We start from the raw sequence: 14,669 nt of genomic DNA, 5'->3' as shown, positions 1-14,669 counted from the left end.
CCGCACACGCAGCCGACTCAGCCGTTGGCGCGGATGCTGAAGTCGACGCCCACCTCGTCCCACAGCTCCTGCTCCTTCTCCATCCAGTACGACACGGTCGGATGGTCGCTGACCACGTCGCGGCGGATCTCCAGCTCGATGCGGCTCTTCATGCGCAGCTTCAGCTCGGCGCAGTCGAGCTCGATGCGCGAGTGCATGAACAGGATGGCCAGGCGCAGCGCCACCACCGCCTTGGCGAAGTCGGGGTCGGCCAGCGCGTCGGCCACCTTGCGCAGGTTGCCCTTCTGCGCCAGGACCAGGCGGCTCATGGCCTTCTGCTCGCGGGTGGTGAAGCCGGGCAGGTCGGCGTTCTCGACCAGGTAGGCGGCGTGCTTGTGGTAGCCGGTCTGCGCCACCACCAGGCCCACCTCGTGCAGCAGCGCGCTCCAGTACAGCAGGCGGCTGTAGGTGTCCGAGGCCGGCTTCATCTGCAGGTACAGCGCCGCCGCGTCCTCGGCGACGCGGCCGGCGCGGCCGGCGTCGGCGTGGAACTTCTGCGCCAGGCCGCGCACCGACTGCTCGCGCCGGTCGCGCTTGGTCGAACGCAGGTACAGGTCCCACATCACGCCCATGCGCAGGCCGGCCTCGATCGGCTGCATGGCCGGGATGTCGAGCTCGTGCACCATGGCGATCAGGATCGCCAGGCCGCCGATGATGGTCGAGGCGCGGTCCGGCCGCAGCCCGGCCATCTCGATCTTGGCAACGTGGCCGAAGGCGATGAAGCGCTGTTTCAGCGCCTCCAGGCTGGCGGCCGACAGGTCGCCCTTGCCCAGCTTGTTCTTGGCGATGATGTCGGCGATGGTGCGGATCGTGCCCGACGAGCCGTAGGCCTGCTTCCAGTGCTGCGGATGGTAGGGCGGCGCGGCGTCCTCGAAGTGGCTGCGCGCCGACAGGATGGCCGCCTCGAAGGACGGCGCGTCGATGCGGCCGCCGACGAAGAACAACAGGCTCTGCTTGACGGTGCCCAGGCTGAACGACTCGACCCGCTCGATGTCCTGGCCGCGTCCAAGGATCAGCTCGGTGGAGCCGCCGCCGATGTCCATCACCAGGCGCCGCTCGCCCGGCGTGGCCAGGGCGTTGGCCACGCCCATGTAGATCAGGCGGCCCTCCTCCTCGCCGGAGATGATCTCGATCGGGTAGCCGATGGCCAGTTCGGCCGCCGGCAGGAAGGCCGCCGAGTTGCGCGCCACCCGCATCGCCGAGGTCGCCACCACGCGCACCGCCTCGAGCTCGTAGCCGGCCAGCGTGGCGCGGAAATTCTTCAGACAACTGAGGGCGGCCTGCATGGCCGCCTCGGTCAGGTTGCCGTCGGCGTCGAGGCCGGCGGCCAGGCGGATCGGCTCGCGCATGCTTTTGAGTACGCGGATCGCCTCGCCGTCGTGCTGGCCGATGTGCAGGCGGAAACTATTGGAGCCCAAATCTACTGCTGCGTACATACCAGCCTCTCTCTAAGAACGACCACAAAGGCTTGCGATGTCCATGACGACAAAAATTCTTATACAGTAAGCGTCGATTATGACCGCTTGATGACGTTTGTCCAGTGCGCCGCGCGCCGCGCAACAGCGCCCGGCGCGGCCCGCCTCAGGCCTCCAGCGGGCTGGCCGCGCGCGCCTCGGCGACGCGGTTGCGGCCGTCGCGCTTGGCCTGCTGCAGGGCCTCGTCGGCCCGTTTGAACAGGCTCACCGTGCTGTCCTCGGCGCGGATGGTGGTCACGCCCAGGCTGGCCGTCAGGTTGATGACGGCGCGCTCGGTCTTGACCGGCACGGCGGCCACCGCGTTGCGGATGCGCTCGGCCACCATCAGGGCGTCGGCCAACGAGGTGCGCGGCAGCTGGACGGCGAACTCGGCGCCGCCCAGGCGGCCCATCAGGTCGCTGTCGCGCAGTTGTTTCTTGCACACCTCGACCATGCTCTTGAGCACGGCGTCGCCCACCGGGTGGCCGTAGTTGTCGTTGACCCGCTTGAAATGGTCGAGGTTGAGGATGATCAGCGCGGTCGGCATGCCGGGCCGGCGCGCCAGCGCCATCCACGGCGCCAGCGCCTGGTAGAAGCCGCGCCGGTTGGGCACCTCGGTCAGCGCGTCCTGCACCTCGAGCAGGTCGAGCTGGTCCTGCAGGCGTTGGCGCGACAGCAACAGATAGCCGAAGGCGTTGACCAGCATCATCATATACAGCACGCCGAAGCCGAGCCACTGCAACAGGGTTTCACCCAAACCCGCGCCGAGGCCCGCGGCGAAGCCGCCGTCCGGGCCGGCGCCGGGCGCCAGGCCGGCCGCCAGCAGGCCGCGCAGCGCCAGCGCCAGGCCCAGCGCCAGCATGCTGGCGGCGAGGAAGCGCTGCAGCAGGCTGTTGTGGCGCCAGCGCCGCGCCAGCGCCAGCGCGCCGGCCAGGAAGAAGCCGGCGACGATCAGCGCGCCGGCGGCCACCCGCACCGGCGCCGGCGCGTCGAACAGCCAGGCGCCGACGAAGGCGGCCTGGGCCACCAGCAGGGCCGGCAGCAGGAAGCGGCGCCAGACCGGCCGGCCGACGGCGCCCCACAGCGCCGCCGCGTCGAGGGCGACGCCGGCGAACAACAGGCCGTTGGCGACCGGCACGCTGAGCACCTCGGGGATGCTGCCGCGCAGGTACAGCAGCAGCCAGGCGGCCGCCTGGCACTGCTTGGCCAGCGCCCAGGTCGACAGGCCGAAGCGCTTGCTGCGCTCGTATTCGAAGAAGAACAACGCGGCGCACAGGCTCAGATTGCCCAGCGCCAGCGCCAAAATCAGTGTTTTTATATCCATGGGAGGGGGCAGGTTCGGCCGGCGCCATGGCGCCGGCGCGGGGGCGGCCGGCGGCGCGCGCCGGCCGCCGGTCAGACTTCGTGTTCGACGTTGCTGCTGCCGTCGCCGACCTTGCTGGCCCAGGCCTTGGCGAAGAAGGACTTCTCGTCCTCGGTCGGGGCGTCGTGCCAGAAGACGATGAGCGTGCCCTTGTGGTCGTGGATCTGGCTGAACTTCTCGACGAAATGGGTGTTGCCCGCCGAGTCGGCCAGCGCCATCACATAACCGTAGACGCGGGTCAGCCGCTCGATCCGGTCCGGCTCGGTGAAGCTGTTGGTGGCGGTAATCGTGGGGTGGTCTAAAAACATCGCTCTCTCTCTTCTTCGCTCCAAGGGGGCCGTCGGACGCGGCGGCTGCTGTGCTGTCAATGTACCTACAAATTTTCCGTCTGTAAATGCCATCCGGCGGCCCGCCGCAGCATGCGCGCCGCCGCAACAGTCGCCGGCGCCATGCTAAGATCGAAGCGCCGGCGCCAAGACGTATTGCCCCAGCTTATCAGAAACCCACGCTTGGCAACAAGCTAGCATGTGTGAAGCCATGAACCCGCAGCCCCAATCGCCCGCCGCCACACCGCTGGTCCGCACCGACGGCGACCTGCGCTCGCTCGAATTCCTGCCCGGCATGATCCAGAGCGAGATGCGCCTGTCACGCCCCGACCAGCTGGTGCTGGCCTACGCCCGCGCCATGATGTGCTTCACCCTGTTCCAGCCGCGCCCGCAGCACATCGTCATGGTCGGCCTGGGCGGCGGCTCGCTGGTCAAGTTCTGCCACCGCTACCTGCCGCACAGCCGCATCACCGTGCTCGAACTGCGCGCCGACGTGATCGCCCTGCGCGAGCAGTTCGCCATTCCGCCCGACGACGCCCGCCTGCGCATCGTCTGCGTCGACGCGGCGCGCCACATGGCCGCCCTGGCCGACAGCGCCGACGTGCTGCTGGTCGACGGCTTCGACGCCGACGGCCTGCCGCCGGCGCTGGCCAGCGCCCGCTTCTACGCCGACTGCCGCCGCGCGCTACGCCCCGGCGGCGTGCTGGTGGCCAACATGTTCAGCTACGACCCGCACTTCCCGGCCATGCGGCGGCGCCTGCGCATGGCCTTCGCCGACCGCCTGTGCCAGTTCCGCGGCATCGCCGGCAACAACCGCCTGCTGTTCGCCGTCAAGGGCGGCGCGCCGTCGCCGGCGCTGGCCACGCTGCGCCGGGTGGCGCGCTGCCAGGGCTTGGGGCTGGCGCCGCTGAACCGCCTGCTGGCGCACTGGGTGGTGTGGCGGCTGCGCCGCGGCGGACCCGGCTGAGGCCACGGCGGCGCCAAAGCCGCCCCACCGGCGGGCTTTTGTGACACACTGGGCGGTAGCACACTTTCACTTGACAAGGAAGCCCGATGCCGCACCGCAGCAAGCGATCCGCCCTCTCGACCGCCGCCGCGCTGACGCTGGGCGCCGGCCTGGCCGCGACGGCGCTGCTGTGCGCCGCCGTCGGCGCGCTCGAGGTCGAGACCTTCGAGCTGGGCTTCCAGCAGCGCGCCGACCTGCGCGTGGCGGCGCTACGGCGCGGCCTGGACGACGCCGTCGAAGTGCTCACCATCACCAACGACCTGTTCAAGACCTTCGGCCAGCCCAGCCGCGAGCAGTTCCGCGACTTCACCCTGCCGCTGCTGCGCCGCCACCCCTTCATCCAGGCCTTCAACTACCAGCGCGCGCTGAGCGAGGCCGAGCGGCCGGCCTACGAGGCGGCGCTGGCGGCCCGCCTGCCCGGCCAGCGCATGCGCGAGCGGGCCGAGGGCGACCGTGGCGCGCTGGTGCCGGTGCGGCCGCGCCCGCTGCACATCGTGGTCGACTACCTCGAACCCTACCAGGGCAACGAGGCCGCCCTCGGCCTCGACCTGGCGCCCAACGGGCCGCTGCGCGGCGCCATCGAGCAGGCGGTGGCCAGCGGCCAGGTCACCGCCAGCCCGCTGCTGCGCCTGGCCCAGGAGCGCGGCGGGCAGCAAGGCTTCGTGCTGCTGATGCCGCTGTTCCGCGCTGGCGCGCCCAGCGCCACGGCGCAGCAGCGCCGCGCCGCCTGGATCGGCAACACCGGCGCGGTGATACGCTCGACCGACCTGGTGCACAAGATCCTGCTCGGCGCCGGCCTGCTCGACGACGCCGGGCTGCGCCTGCGCGTCTACACCGGCGACGCGCCGCGGCCCGACAACCTGGTCTACGGCCCGCCGGCCGAGGCCGCCCCGGCGTCGACCGCCCTGCTCGCCCGCGCCGCCCCCGCCGCGCCCGCCGACGGCGGCGCCGCGCCGCCCGGGCCGGCGGCCGAGACGCGCCGTCGGCCCTGGCCGGACGGCGCCAGCGTGCTCACCCGCAGCTTCAACGCCGCCGGCAAGGCCTGGCACGTGCAGGTGACGGCGCTGCCGCGCCCGCTGCCGGCCGGCCACCTCGGCTCCCTCGCCACCCTGCTCGGCGGCCTGCTGTTGTCCGCCTTGGCGGCCGCCTTGGTGCAGTCGCTGACGCAGCGCCGGCGCGGCGTCGAGCGGCAGGTCGAGGCGCGCACCCACGACCTGCAGCTGAGCAACGAGAAGCTGAGCCAGGACGTCGCCGCCCGCAAGGCCACCGAACTGGCGCTGCAGCACAGCGAGCACCGTTTCCGCCGCCTGCTGGCGCTGTCGTCGGACTGGTACTGGGAGCAGGACGCCGCCTTCCGCTTCACCCACATCACCGACGGCTTCTTCGACAAGGGCCACCTGCCGCGCGAGCGTTTCCTCGGCCTGACGCGCTGGGACAACAACGCCGAGATGCGCGCGGCGGGCTGGGGCCGCGAGCACATCGCCCGGCTCGAGGCCCACCTGCCCTTCAACGACCTGGAATACTCGCTGGTCGGCCTGGACGGCGTGGCGCGCTGGTTCAGCACCAGCGGCGAGCCGGTGTTCGACGCCGCCGGCGCCTTCCAGGGCTACCGTGGCACCGGCAGCGAAATCACCGCGCGCAAGTTGACCGAGCAGCGCATCCAGCACATCGCCCACCACGATGTGCTGACCGGCCTGCCCAACCGCGTGCTGCTGCACGACCGGCTGGGCCAGGCGGTGGCCTACGCCAACCGCAGCGGCCACCCGCTATGGGTGATGCTGATCGACCTGGACCGCTTCAAGTTCGTCAACGACAGCCTGGGCCACAAGGCCGGCGACCTGCTGCTCAAGACCGTCGCCGGCCGGCTGCAGGACAGCGTGCGCGAGAGCGACACCGTGGCCCGCCTGTCGGGCGACGAGTTCGTCGCCCTGCTGACCGAGCACCCGGACGAGGCGCTGACGCCGCAGGTGACCGAGCGCATCATGCGCGCCGTGGCGCAGCCGGTGCTGCTCGAGGGCAAGGAGTTCTTCGTCACCTGCAGCATCGGCGTGGCCGTCCACCAGGCCGACGGCGCGCCGGCCCAGCACCTGATCGAGCACGCCGACATCGCCATGTACTGCGCAAAAAAGCTGGGCCGCAACAACACCCAGTTCTACCAGCCGTCGATGAACGAGGCGGCGCTCGAACGGCTGCGCATCGAGGGCGCGCTGCGCAAGGCGCTCGAACGCGACGAGCTGGTGCTGTACTACCAACCCCAGCTCGACCTCGACAGCGGCCGCATCGTCGGCATGGAGGCGCTGCTGCGCTGGCGCCACCCGGAGCTGGGCATGGTGCAGCCGGATCGCTTCATCGGCCTGGCCGAGGAGACCGGCCTGATCGTGCCGATCGGCGCCTGGGTGCTGGCCAGCGCCTGCGCCCAGACGCAGGCCTGGCTGGCCGCCGGCCTGGGGCCGCTGCGCGTGGCGGTGAACTTGTCGGCGCGCCAGTTCGGCGTGCCCGGGCTGCCGGCCGCCATCGCCGCCGTGCTGGCCGCCAGCGGCCTGGCGCCGGCCTGCCTGGAGCTGGAGCTGACCGAGAGCCTGCTGATGAGCGACGTCGCGCTGGCGGTCGAGCTGCTACAGCAGTTGAAGGCGCTCGGACTGACACTGTCGATCGACGACTTCGGCACCGGCTACTCGAGCCTGTCCTACCTGCGCAGCTTCCCCATCGACGTGCTGAAGATCGACCGCTCCTTCGTCAGCGACATCGGCGCCGACGGCGACGAGGCGGCCATCGTCGTGTCGATCATCGCGCTGGCGCACAACCTGAAGCTGCGCGTGGTGGCCGAGGGGGTGGAGTCGGCGCGCCAGCTCGACTATCTGTGGCGCAACGGCTGCGACCAGATGCAGGGCTTCCACTTCAGCCCGCCGGTGCCGGCCGCCGAGTTCGAACAGATGCTGCGCGACGGCAAGCACCTGGCGCCGTCGACCGCCTTCGCCTAGGCGCCCGGCCGCCGCCGCGCCCGCCGTCCGTCGTCCGTCCCGCCCGCCGCGCTAGGCCGGCGCGCCGGCCTTCTTGGCGCCGTGCACCATCTGGCGCGCCTGCTTGCGCAGCTGGGCCTGCTGGTGGCGCAGCACCTGCTCGGCCGACTCGGGCACCAGCGTGGGCACCTGCACCGGCTTGCGCTGCTCGTCCACCGCCACCATCGTGAAATAGCAGCTGTTGGCGTGGCGCACCAGGCGCTGCTGGATGTTCTCCGTCACCACCCGGATGCCCACCTCCATCGAGGTGCGCCCGGTGTAGTTGACCGAGGCCAGGAAGGTGACCAGCTCGCCGACGTGGATCGGCTGCAGGAACATCACCTGGTCGACCGACAGGGTCACCACATAGCTGCCCGAGTAGCGGCAGGCGCAGGCATAGGCGACGCTGTCGAGGTATTTCAGGATGGTGCCGCCGTGCACGTTGCCGGAGAAGTTGGCCATGTCGGGGGTCATCAGCACCGTCATCGACAGTTCGTGGGCGGACCAGCTCATCGGTTTTTCCATATCGGCTTTCTGCTTGAAGTAGTTTTCGCGGGACTTGATCCACATCATGCTAGCCGCTCCCGCCATTGCTGGCAAACAGTTATCAAATAGGCCTACTTTCCCCCGAAAAATATCGTATCCTTGGCCCCTTCTGTCCCCTCCCCCGAAAGGAAGCCTTATGAAGTGGAAAGTCCTGGCCGCCAGCGTCCTGTTCGGACTGGCGGGCGCCGCGCACGCGCTGGCCGCCGAGCAAGTGAAATCGTTCACGCTGGCCAACGGCATGAAGTTCATCGTGCTCGAAAGCAGCACCATCCCGAACGCCAATATGTACACCTTCTGGAAGGTCGGCTCGCGCAACGAGGCGCCCGGCATCACCGGCCTGTCGCATTTCTTCGAGCACATGATGTTCAACGGATCCAAGCACTTCGGCCCGAAAATGTTCGACCGCACCATGGAGGCCAAGGGCGGCTCCAACAACGCCTACACCAGCAACGACGTGACGGTCTACCAGGACTGGTTCCCGGCCGCCTCGCTGGAGACCGTGTTCACCTTGGAAAGCGACCGCATCGCCCACCTCAGCATCGACCCGAAGATGGTCGCCAGCGAGCGCGGCGTGGTGCTGTCCGAGCGCAGCACCGGGCTGGAGAACTCCAACGTGCGCCTGCTGCAGGAGGAGCTCAACAGCGTCGCCTTCAGCGCCCACCCGTATTCCTGGTCGGTGATCGGCAACGAGTCCGACATCAAGGCCTGGACCCAGGACGACCTGGTGCGCTACTTCCACACCTACTATTCGCCCAACAACGCCGTCGCCGTCATCGTCGGCGACGTCCAGTTCGAGCGGGTGCGCCAGCTGGCCACCAAGTACTTCGGCGCCATCCCCAAGCGCGCGCTGCCGCCGGCCGTGCGCACCGTCGAGCCCGAACAAAAGGGCGAGCGCCGCGTCTTCGTCGCCAAGGAGTCGGTCAGCGCGCCGAACCTGCTGGTGGCCTACAAGGTGCCGGCCATCCACCACGCCGACCACTACGCCCTCGACGTGCTGCAGAGCCTGCTCACCGACGGCAAGACCTCGCGCCTCTACCGCGCCCTGGTCGAGCAGCAGCTGGCGACCCAGGTCGGCTCCGACAGCCTGGACGGCTTCGACCCCGGCCTGCTCTACCTGTACGCGGTGGCCGCCGCCAAGGTCGAGCCGGCCAAGCTGGAGCAGGCCCTGCTGGCCGAACTCGACAACGTGGTGCGCAACGGCGTCGGCGCCGAGGAGCTGCAGAAGGTCAAGAACCAGAAGCTGCTCAACCTGTACCGCGCGCAGGAGACCATCAACGGCAAGGCCCAGCAGCTGGGCAACTACGAGGTCTTCTTCGGCGGCTACAAGAAGCTGTTCGAGGCCCCGGCCGCGTATGAAAAACTGACGCCGGCCGACATCCAGGCGGTCGCCGCCAAATACTTGAAAAAATCGCAGCGCACCGTTGGCGTGCTCGCCGCGAAGGAGGACTGAGCGATGAAAACCCTGTTGCACATTAGCCTGCTGGCCGGCGCCGGCCTGGCCACCGCCGCCGCCGGCGCCGCCGCCGCCGAGTTTCGCCTGCCCGCCTTCGAGACGGCGCGCCTGGCCAACGGCCTGACCGTCTACCTGATGGAGCGCCACGAGGTGCCGCTGATCTCGGTGCGCGCCGTGGTCAAGGCCGGCGCCGTCAACGACGCCGCCCAAGCCGGCCTGTCCAACCTGACCGGCGACGCCCTGTTGCTGGGCAGCGCGGCCCATCCCAAGGCCGCCATCGACCAGGCCTTCGACTTCCGTGGCGCCCGCCTGGCCGGCGCCGCCGGCAGCGAGCAGAGCACCCTGCAGGCCAACTTCGCCAAGGCCGACGCCGCCGCCCTGCTGCCGTTGTTCGCCGAGATGGTGCAGCAGCCCGGCTTCGACGCGGCCGAGCTGGCCAAGCTGCGCGAACGCAAGGTCAACGGCCTCAAGCAGGCCAAGGAGAGTCCGCGCAACGTCGTTGGCAACTACTTCCGCAGCATGCTGTTCGGCGCCGGCGCCTACGCCAACCCGGCCGGCGGCACCGTGGCCAGCGTGGCCGCGTTGCAACAGGCCGACGTGAAAAGCTTCCACCAGCGCTACTACCGGCCGGACAACGCCGCCATCGTCGTGGTCGGCGACTTCCAGGCGGCCGAAATGCGGCGCCAGATCGAGTCGCTGTTCGGCGCCTGGCGCGCGGTCGGCAGTCCGCCGGCGGCGCAGGACAACGGCAAGGTGCGGGCCGACAAGGCGCGCGTCTGGCTGGTCAACAAGCCCGACGCGATCGAGACCACCTTCCTCATCGGCGGCGCCGGCATCGCCCGCAACGACCCGGACTACGTGCCGTTGCAGGTGCTCAACACCATCCTGGGCGGGCGCTTCACGTCCTGGCTCAACGACGAGCTGCGCGTCAACTCCGGCCTGACCTACGGCGCGCGCAGCGAATTCGCCACTCTGGGCCAGAGCGGCACCTTCGCCATCTCCAGCTTCACCGCCCTGGCCAAGACCGAGGCGGCGCTCGCCTTGGCGCACCAGACCTACCAGCGGCTGTGGACGCGCGGCATCGACCAGGCCACCTTGGACTCGGCCAAGGCCTACGTCAAGGGCCAGTTCCCGCCGCGCTTCGAGACCGGCGAGCAACTCGCCGGCCTGCTGGGCGACATGTACGCCTTCCAGGTCGGCCGCGAGCAGATCGACAACTTCATGCGCGACGTCGACAGCCTGACGCCGGCCAAGGCCAAGCTGCTGGTCGAGCGCCACTTCCCGCGCGACAAGCTGCAGACCGTGCTGGTCGGCAAGGCCGAGGCGATCCGCGCTATCGCCGCCAAGTACGGCGAGGTGACCGAGTTGGAGATCGGCGCCGACGGCTTCGCCCCCGCTGCGCGATAATACGGGTCGACACCAGACCCCGTCCTCCCCGGCCGCCGCCGGGGGGACATTATTCGCGCCAACCACCATGCATAGACCTCCCCTGCCGGCCCCGACCTTGGGCCGCGCGCCACTGCCGCCAACCGCCCCGCCGCTGTCCGCGTTTCTGCCCGCGTTCCCGCCCCCGTTCCCGCAGGCTTTCCTGCCCGTGCTGCTGGCGCTGACGCTGGGCGGCTTGGCGGCGCCGAGCCAGGCCGCCGGCGCCAATCCGAGCGGCGACGCCGTAGCCGGAAAAGCCGCCTTCAACAAATGCGCCTCCTGCCACCAGGTCGGCCCGTCGGCGCGCGGCGGCTTCGGTCCGCAGCTCAACGGCATCGTCGGCCGCCGCGCCGCCGCCACCAACTACGCCTACTCGGCGGCGATGAAGAAATCCAACATCGTGTGGAACGAGGCCGCCTTGGCCGCCTTCCTCAAGGCGCCGGGCGACGTGGTGCCCGACAGCAAGATGCGCTTCTGGGGCATCGGCAACGAGCAGCAGCGCGCCGACCTGCTGGCCTACCTGCGCACCTTGTAACCAGCGCCCAGGCTGCATGCCTGGACGGGAACATCAGCGGAGTATGCCAACATCAATTTCGGCTAGCCAGCCAAGAGACGCATGCGGCGGAAGGCAAGGCACCACCCATCATGCTAATATCGATTTGGCTGGCGGCCATCACTGCCGCGTCGTTTAGCGCCGTCCATATTTGGGTTAGTTAAACCATGATGCCAGGCTCAACACATGGAGTGAATCATGGAGAAAATCTTTGAGTATATTTCGCATCGCGAAGGTCGCCAACGTATCATCACGTTCATCGGCGTATTCAGCATCGTCGGCGGGGTGATTGTTACCGCAGTATTGCTCTTGGCAACATATCTACGTTAAGACCCGCCTTCCGCTCACATGTGCAACATCCGCCCCTTGCTCAGCTCGATGCCGCGATAGCGCCGGCGCAGCAGCACCGCGCCGACCGCCATCGTCACCACGAAACCCATCAAGGCGATGAAGTCGCGGCTGCCCTTGGGCACCACCGGCGTGGCGTTCGACTGCATGGTCGCCGCCGCGTAGCGCTTGCTGAAGAAGGTGGCGCCGATCACCAGCTCGTCGTCGTTGATGGCGTTGGTCAAATACAAGCCCTTGCCCGCCTGGTGCACCAGCATCTTGCCGTCGCGGTAGACGAAGGAGCGGCGCTCCTCGCCCAGCAGGATGGTGCCGACCACGTGGCCGGCGGCGTTGATGCCGGTGGCGTAGCTGTTGCCGTACCCGATCAGCGCGCCCAGGTCGACCATCCTGGCGCCGTCGTGCAGGAAGGCATGCCAGCGCCGGTCGGGCATTTCCGAGGCGCCCACCACCTGGCCGGCGTCGTTGACGGCGCTGGCGGCGCTGGAGCGCCCGCCCAGCGTGCCCAGCTCGCGCATGCCGGCGCCGGGCCGGTACAGGAAGGCGCGCCGGTAGCCGTCGACCAGCGCGGCCGTGCCGACCACCTCGCCGCGCGCGTTGATGCCGGCGGCGTAGCTGATGTTGCCGCCCAGCGTGCCCAGGTCGACCATCTTGCCGTCGACGCCGACCAGGAAGGCGTGGAAGTCGTCGGCGGCGGTGTCGGCGAAGCCGACCGCCTGGCCGGCCGCGTTGACGCCGGTGCCGTAGCTGCTGCGCCCACCCAGGGTGCCCAGGTCGCGCATCGGTTCGCCGTGGCGGTAGAGGAAGGCGCGCCAGTGGCCGGCGCCGTCCTGCGCCGAGCCGACCACCACGCCGTCGGCGTTGATGCCCTTGCTGAAGCTGTCGCTGCCGCCCAGCGTGCCCAGCTCGCGCAGCACCTTGTCGAGCATCACCGCGCGCTGCCTGCCGTCCTCGTCCTCGATCACGCCGACCACCTGGCCGCGGGCGTTGATGTCGACCGCGACGCTGGTCTCCTTGCCCTGCCCCGCCATGCCGCTGAGCGGCTTGACCTGGGCCTTGGCGTCCAGCGCGCATAGCCACAGTGCCAGGGTCAGGGAAAGCAGCGGAGTGTTCGGCACGATGGACCTCGGCAAGATTAATAGAAAAATAACTCTACCATCGCGCCGTGCCCAAGTCCAGCGTCGCCGGCCTTGGTGGGAATGTGTGTATTTTGACAGTGTTGCCATCGGCTATGATTCGCCCGAAGCAACCGTCCCACCGCCCCTTTTCGAAAGCCGCAATGAGCGCCACCTTCCCCATCGACGAACAGCTCGGCTCGCTGGCCGACCACATCTGCACGGCCGAGCGCACCCGCCTGCAGGCCCTGGTCGCGGCCGACATGGCGACGGCGCGGCCGCTGCACGCCGCCGACTTCCAGCTGATCACGCCGATCGGCAAGGCGCTGTCCAAGGACGAGTACCTGGGCGCCATTGCCGCCGGCCACATCAAATATCTGCAGTGGGAACCCGGCGCCATCGAGATCCGCGTGCACGCGCACATCGCCCTGCTGCGCTACCAGGCCCAGCTGGAGGTGGTGTTCGGCGGCCACCACGTCGCCCCGGCGCAGTACTGGCACACCGACGCCTACGAGTGCCGCGACGGCGTTTGGCAGGTGGTGTGGTCGCAGGCCACGGCGATCAGCTGAGCCGGCGCGCCCCGGCCGTAACCGGCCGCAGATGCAAAAAAGGCGTTCGCATGAACGCCTTTGTCGTTTGTTGCCACCGCCGGGACGCGCTTACAGGCCCTGGCTGGCGATGTCGGCCAGCGATTCGCGGCCCTTGTCGGTGATGTCAAAACCGCTGCCGTCTTCGCGCGGCAGGATGTGCGCCTTCTTGCCGAGGAAGGTGGCGACGTCGGCGTCGAGCTGGCTGAGCGGATCGGCCAGCACGGCGCGCAGGCCGATGATGCAGCGGCGCACGAAAATGGTCTGCTGGCCCTTGTCGGTCAGCGACAGGCGGCCCTTCTTGTCAAAGCTGAGCAGCTTGATACCGGACAGGCGTTTGGTGTTGCGTCCGACGCAGGCGCTGACGCGGTCGCCTTTGAGGCCGCGCGCCACTTCGTTCAGTGCGTCGTATTCGTCTTGCGTTAATTTCTCGTTCTTCATTGCCGTATTTTTCCATGGGAGACTGCTGCGGCCCTCATGGTACGCGCCCGGCGCGGTCACGGCAAGGTAATGCGTCGCCCTGCCGGCCGCGTCGGCCGGGACATGTCACTTGAAACTGCGGATCGCCAGCCACACCAGGCCGATGCTGGCGAAGGCGCCGAGGCACAACCAGGCTTGCACGCGGCGGTTCTGCAGCAGCGCGACGCTGCGGCGGCCGAGGTAGATTTTGTTATGTAGTGAATTGCCCATCATGGCCTCCGTGGCGACTAGAAGTTGTCATGTCTAAATTATAGAAACTGTTCAGTGACCGTAGTGTGACAGGCGACACAATTTCGAAAATATGTATCCACAAAGCAACACTGTGCGCAGCAAAACAATGGCGCTCGGCACAAGCCCGGTAGCAAACTGCCTTGCGAAAAATGCGATGCACAAAAAGCGATGCGCAAAAAGTGACGCGCGCCGTCCGTCGCGCCGACCTGCTAGCATGGTCGGGACGACAACCCCAGACGCGAGATCGACATGAAACCAAGCAAACAAGCGGTCGACACGCCGACGCCCGACCAGCGGCCGGTCCCGGCCGGCGGCCACCTTCTCGACGAGCCGGACATCGGCAGCGGCGAGAAAACCCCGGGCGAGCGCGACACCGAGGAGCAAATCCGCCGCATCCCGCCGCTGCCGAAGTCCGGCGCGGGGGCGGCGGTGCCGCTCAGGTCTTGATCGGCGGCTTGGGCGGCTGCGGCTCCTCGATCGGCGCCTGCTCCGGCAACGGCATGTCGTCGGGCGGCGGCGCCTTGTCCGGTTGCGGCTTCGGCTGGTCCGGCTCCGGCGTGCTGTGGGCGCGCGGCGCGGCCGGCGGCACGCGGTTTGGCGGCGTGGCCGGCGCGTGTTGCGGATGGTGCGGATGGTGCGGATGAATACTCGGCATCGTGGTTCCTCCCGGTTCGGTGGCAAGCTTGCGCCGGCGGCGGCCGGAGTCCGGCCCGCCGCGCCGACACCACGCCAGCTTACCCGCTTGCG

General features: G+C 69.0%; 16 protein-coding genes. 8 read left to right on the top strand and 8 right to left on the bottom strand.

Translation table 11 applies throughout. The features are described 5' to 3' along the window. Positions 1-17: 17 nt before the first annotated feature. The 3 genes from BM252_RS27155 to BM252_RS27145 all read right to left on the bottom strand — a co-directional run bounded on the left by BM252_RS27155 (position 18) and on the right by BM252_RS27145 (position 3,164). The gene (locus BM252_RS27155) at positions 18-1,475 is read right to left on the bottom strand and encodes a Ppx/GppA phosphatase family protein (protein WP_093390793.1); all 1,458 of its coding nucleotides are present in this window, start codon (positions 1,473-1,475) and stop codon (positions 18-20) included. 145 nt (positions 1,476-1,620) lie between these two features. Continuing rightward, positions 1,621-2,817 carry a GGDEF domain-containing protein gene (locus tag BM252_RS27150; RefSeq protein ID WP_093390792.1) on the bottom strand — a complete coding sequence of 399 codons (1,197 nt, stop codon included), beginning with the start codon at positions 2,815-2,817 and terminating at the stop codon, positions 1,621-1,623. Positions 2,818-2,888: 71 nt separating this feature from the next. Further along, positions 2,889-3,164, bottom strand: a complete 276-nt coding sequence (locus BM252_RS27145) for a hypothetical protein (protein ID WP_093390791.1) — start codon at positions 3,162-3,164, stop codon at positions 2,889-2,891. A 229-nt stretch (positions 3,165-3,393) separates the two neighbouring features. Here BM252_RS27145 and BM252_RS27140 point away from each other — a divergent pair, with 229 nt between their 5' ends. Both BM252_RS27140 and BM252_RS27135 read left to right on the top strand, forming a co-directional pair. After that, positions 3,394-4,149, top strand: a complete 756-nt coding sequence (locus BM252_RS27140; RefSeq protein WP_093390790.1) for a spermine/spermidine synthase domain-containing protein — start codon at positions 3,394-3,396, stop codon at positions 4,147-4,149. A gap of 86 nt (positions 4,150-4,235) precedes the next feature. Further along, entirely contained in the window at positions 4,236-7,169 is a 2,934-nt protein-coding gene (locus BM252_RS27135; protein ID WP_093390789.1) for a bifunctional diguanylate cyclase/phosphodiesterase, read from the top strand. Positions 7,170-7,220: 51 nt separating this feature from the next. Here BM252_RS27135 and BM252_RS27130 read toward each other — a convergent pair whose 3' ends face one another. Beyond that, positions 7,221-7,700 carry an acyl-CoA thioesterase gene (locus tag BM252_RS27130; RefSeq protein ID WP_093390818.1) on the bottom strand — a complete coding sequence of 160 codons (480 nt, stop codon included), beginning with the start codon at positions 7,698-7,700 and terminating at the stop codon, positions 7,221-7,223. A 169-nt stretch (positions 7,701-7,869) separates the two neighbouring features. Between BM252_RS27130 and BM252_RS27125 the strand changes: the two genes are divergently transcribed. The 4 genes from BM252_RS27125 (at position 7,870) to BM252_RS32070 (ending at position 11,494) form a co-directional block, all read left to right on the top strand. Then, positions 7,870-9,183: a M16 family metallopeptidase gene (locus BM252_RS27125; protein ID WP_093390788.1), complete on the top strand. Its 1,314-nt coding sequence runs from the start codon at positions 7,870-7,872 to the stop codon at positions 9,181-9,183. Between the two features lie 3 nt (positions 9,184-9,186). Further along, on the top strand, positions 9,187-10,593 hold the full coding sequence (locus BM252_RS27120) for a M16 family metallopeptidase (protein WP_093390787.1): 1,407 nt from the start codon (positions 9,187-9,189) through the stop codon (positions 10,591-10,593). A 193-nt stretch (positions 10,594-10,786) separates the two neighbouring features. Continuing rightward, a complete protein-coding gene (locus BM252_RS27115) occupies positions 10,787-11,146 on the top strand; it encodes a c-type cytochrome (protein ID WP_425442378.1) in 360 nt (119 codons plus the stop codon). Between the two features lie 216 nt (positions 11,147-11,362). Continuing rightward, positions 11,363-11,494, top strand: a complete 132-nt coding sequence (locus tag BM252_RS32070) for a hypothetical protein (RefSeq protein WP_281249399.1) — start codon at positions 11,363-11,365, stop codon at positions 11,492-11,494. A 14-nt stretch (positions 11,495-11,508) separates the two neighbouring features. Here the strand turns inward: BM252_RS32070 and BM252_RS27110 are convergent, their stop codons facing one another. Further along, positions 11,509-12,627, bottom strand: a complete 1,119-nt coding sequence (locus BM252_RS27110; RefSeq protein WP_245774474.1) for an HAF repeat-containing protein — start codon at positions 12,625-12,627, stop codon at positions 11,509-11,511. Between the two features lie 161 nt (positions 12,628-12,788). Here BM252_RS27110 and BM252_RS27105 point away from each other — a divergent pair, with 161 nt between their 5' ends. Then, positions 12,789-13,193 carry a nuclear transport factor 2 family protein gene (locus BM252_RS27105; RefSeq protein WP_093390785.1) on the top strand — a complete coding sequence of 135 codons (405 nt, stop codon included), beginning with the start codon at positions 12,789-12,791 and terminating at the stop codon, positions 13,191-13,193. A 90-nt stretch (positions 13,194-13,283) separates the two neighbouring features. Here the strand turns inward: BM252_RS27105 and BM252_RS27100 are convergent, their stop codons facing one another. Then, positions 13,284-13,652, bottom strand: a complete 369-nt coding sequence (locus BM252_RS27100) for a hypothetical protein (protein WP_093390784.1) — start codon at positions 13,650-13,652, stop codon at positions 13,284-13,286. 105 nt (positions 13,653-13,757) lie between these two features. Continuing rightward, positions 13,758-13,904, bottom strand: coding sequence for a hypothetical protein (locus tag BM252_RS31260; RefSeq protein ID WP_174900699.1), 147 nt, complete (start codon positions 13,902-13,904; stop codon positions 13,758-13,760). A 267-nt stretch (positions 13,905-14,171) separates the two neighbouring features. Here BM252_RS31260 and BM252_RS27095 point away from each other — a divergent pair, with 267 nt between their 5' ends. Beyond that, positions 14,172-14,369, top strand: a complete 198-nt coding sequence (locus BM252_RS27095) for a hypothetical protein (protein WP_093390783.1) — start codon at positions 14,172-14,174, stop codon at positions 14,367-14,369. Here the strand turns inward: BM252_RS27095 and BM252_RS27090 are convergent. Beyond that, the gene (locus tag BM252_RS27090) at positions 14,359-14,577 is read right to left on the bottom strand and encodes a hypothetical protein (RefSeq protein ID WP_093390782.1); all 219 of its coding nucleotides are present in this window, start codon (positions 14,575-14,577) and stop codon (positions 14,359-14,361) included. The two genes, BM252_RS27095 and BM252_RS27090, sit on opposite strands and share 11 nt — an antisense overlap. Positions 14,578-14,669 lie beyond the last annotated feature (92 nt).

The organism is Rugamonas rubra (assembly GCF_900114705.1).
GTDB lineage: Bacteria > Pseudomonadota > Gammaproteobacteria > Burkholderiales > Burkholderiaceae_D > Rugamonas > Rugamonas rubra.
Note: the sequence above shows the minus strand (reverse complement) of the source record. Positions and strands in the feature narration are given on the sequence as shown.

Bases quoted from the DNA above. Each gene is read 5' to 3' on its own strand.
- BM252_RS27130 (WP_093390818.1), bottom strand. From the start codon at position 7,700: ATGAGCTGGTCCGCCCACGAACTGTCGATGACGGTGCTGATGACCCCC.
- BM252_RS32070 (WP_281249399.1), top strand. From the start codon at position 11,363: ATGGAGAAAATCTTTGAGTATATTTCGCATCGCGAAGGTCGCCAACGT.
- BM252_RS27100 (WP_093390784.1), bottom strand. From the start codon at position 13,652: ATGAAGAACGAGAAATTAACGCAAGACGAATACGACGCACTGAACGAA.
- BM252_RS27135 (WP_093390789.1), top strand. From the start codon at position 4,236: ATGCCGCACCGCAGCAAGCGATCCGCCCTCTCGACCGCCGCCGCGCTG.
- BM252_RS27120 (WP_093390787.1), top strand. From the start codon at position 9,187: ATGAAAACCCTGTTGCACATTAGCCTGCTGGCCGGCGCCGGCCTGGCC.
- BM252_RS27095 (WP_093390783.1), top strand. From the start codon at position 14,172: ATGAAACCAAGCAAACAAGCGGTCGACACGCCGACGCCCGACCAGCGG.
- BM252_RS27155 (WP_093390793.1), bottom strand. From the start codon at position 1,475: ATGTACGCAGCAGTAGATTTGGGCTCCAATAGTTTCCGCCTGCACATC.
- BM252_RS27150 (WP_093390792.1), bottom strand. From the start codon at position 2,817: ATGGATATAAAAACACTGATTTTGGCGCTGGCGCTGGGCAATCTGAGC.
- BM252_RS27090 (WP_093390782.1), bottom strand. From the start codon at position 14,577: ATGCCGAGTATTCATCCGCACCATCCGCACCATCCGCAACACGCGCCG.
- BM252_RS31260 (WP_174900699.1), bottom strand. From the start codon at position 13,904: ATGATGGGCAATTCACTACATAACAAAATCTACCTCGGCCGCCGCAGC.
- BM252_RS27105 (WP_093390785.1), top strand. From the start codon at position 12,789: ATGAGCGCCACCTTCCCCATCGACGAACAGCTCGGCTCGCTGGCCGAC.
- BM252_RS27145 (WP_093390791.1), bottom strand. From the start codon at position 3,164: ATGTTTTTAGACCACCCCACGATTACCGCCACCAACAGCTTCACCGAG.
- BM252_RS27125 (WP_093390788.1), top strand. From the start codon at position 7,870: ATGAAGTGGAAAGTCCTGGCCGCCAGCGTCCTGTTCGGACTGGCGGGC.
- BM252_RS27140 (WP_093390790.1), top strand. From the start codon at position 3,394: ATGAACCCGCAGCCCCAATCGCCCGCCGCCACACCGCTGGTCCGCACC.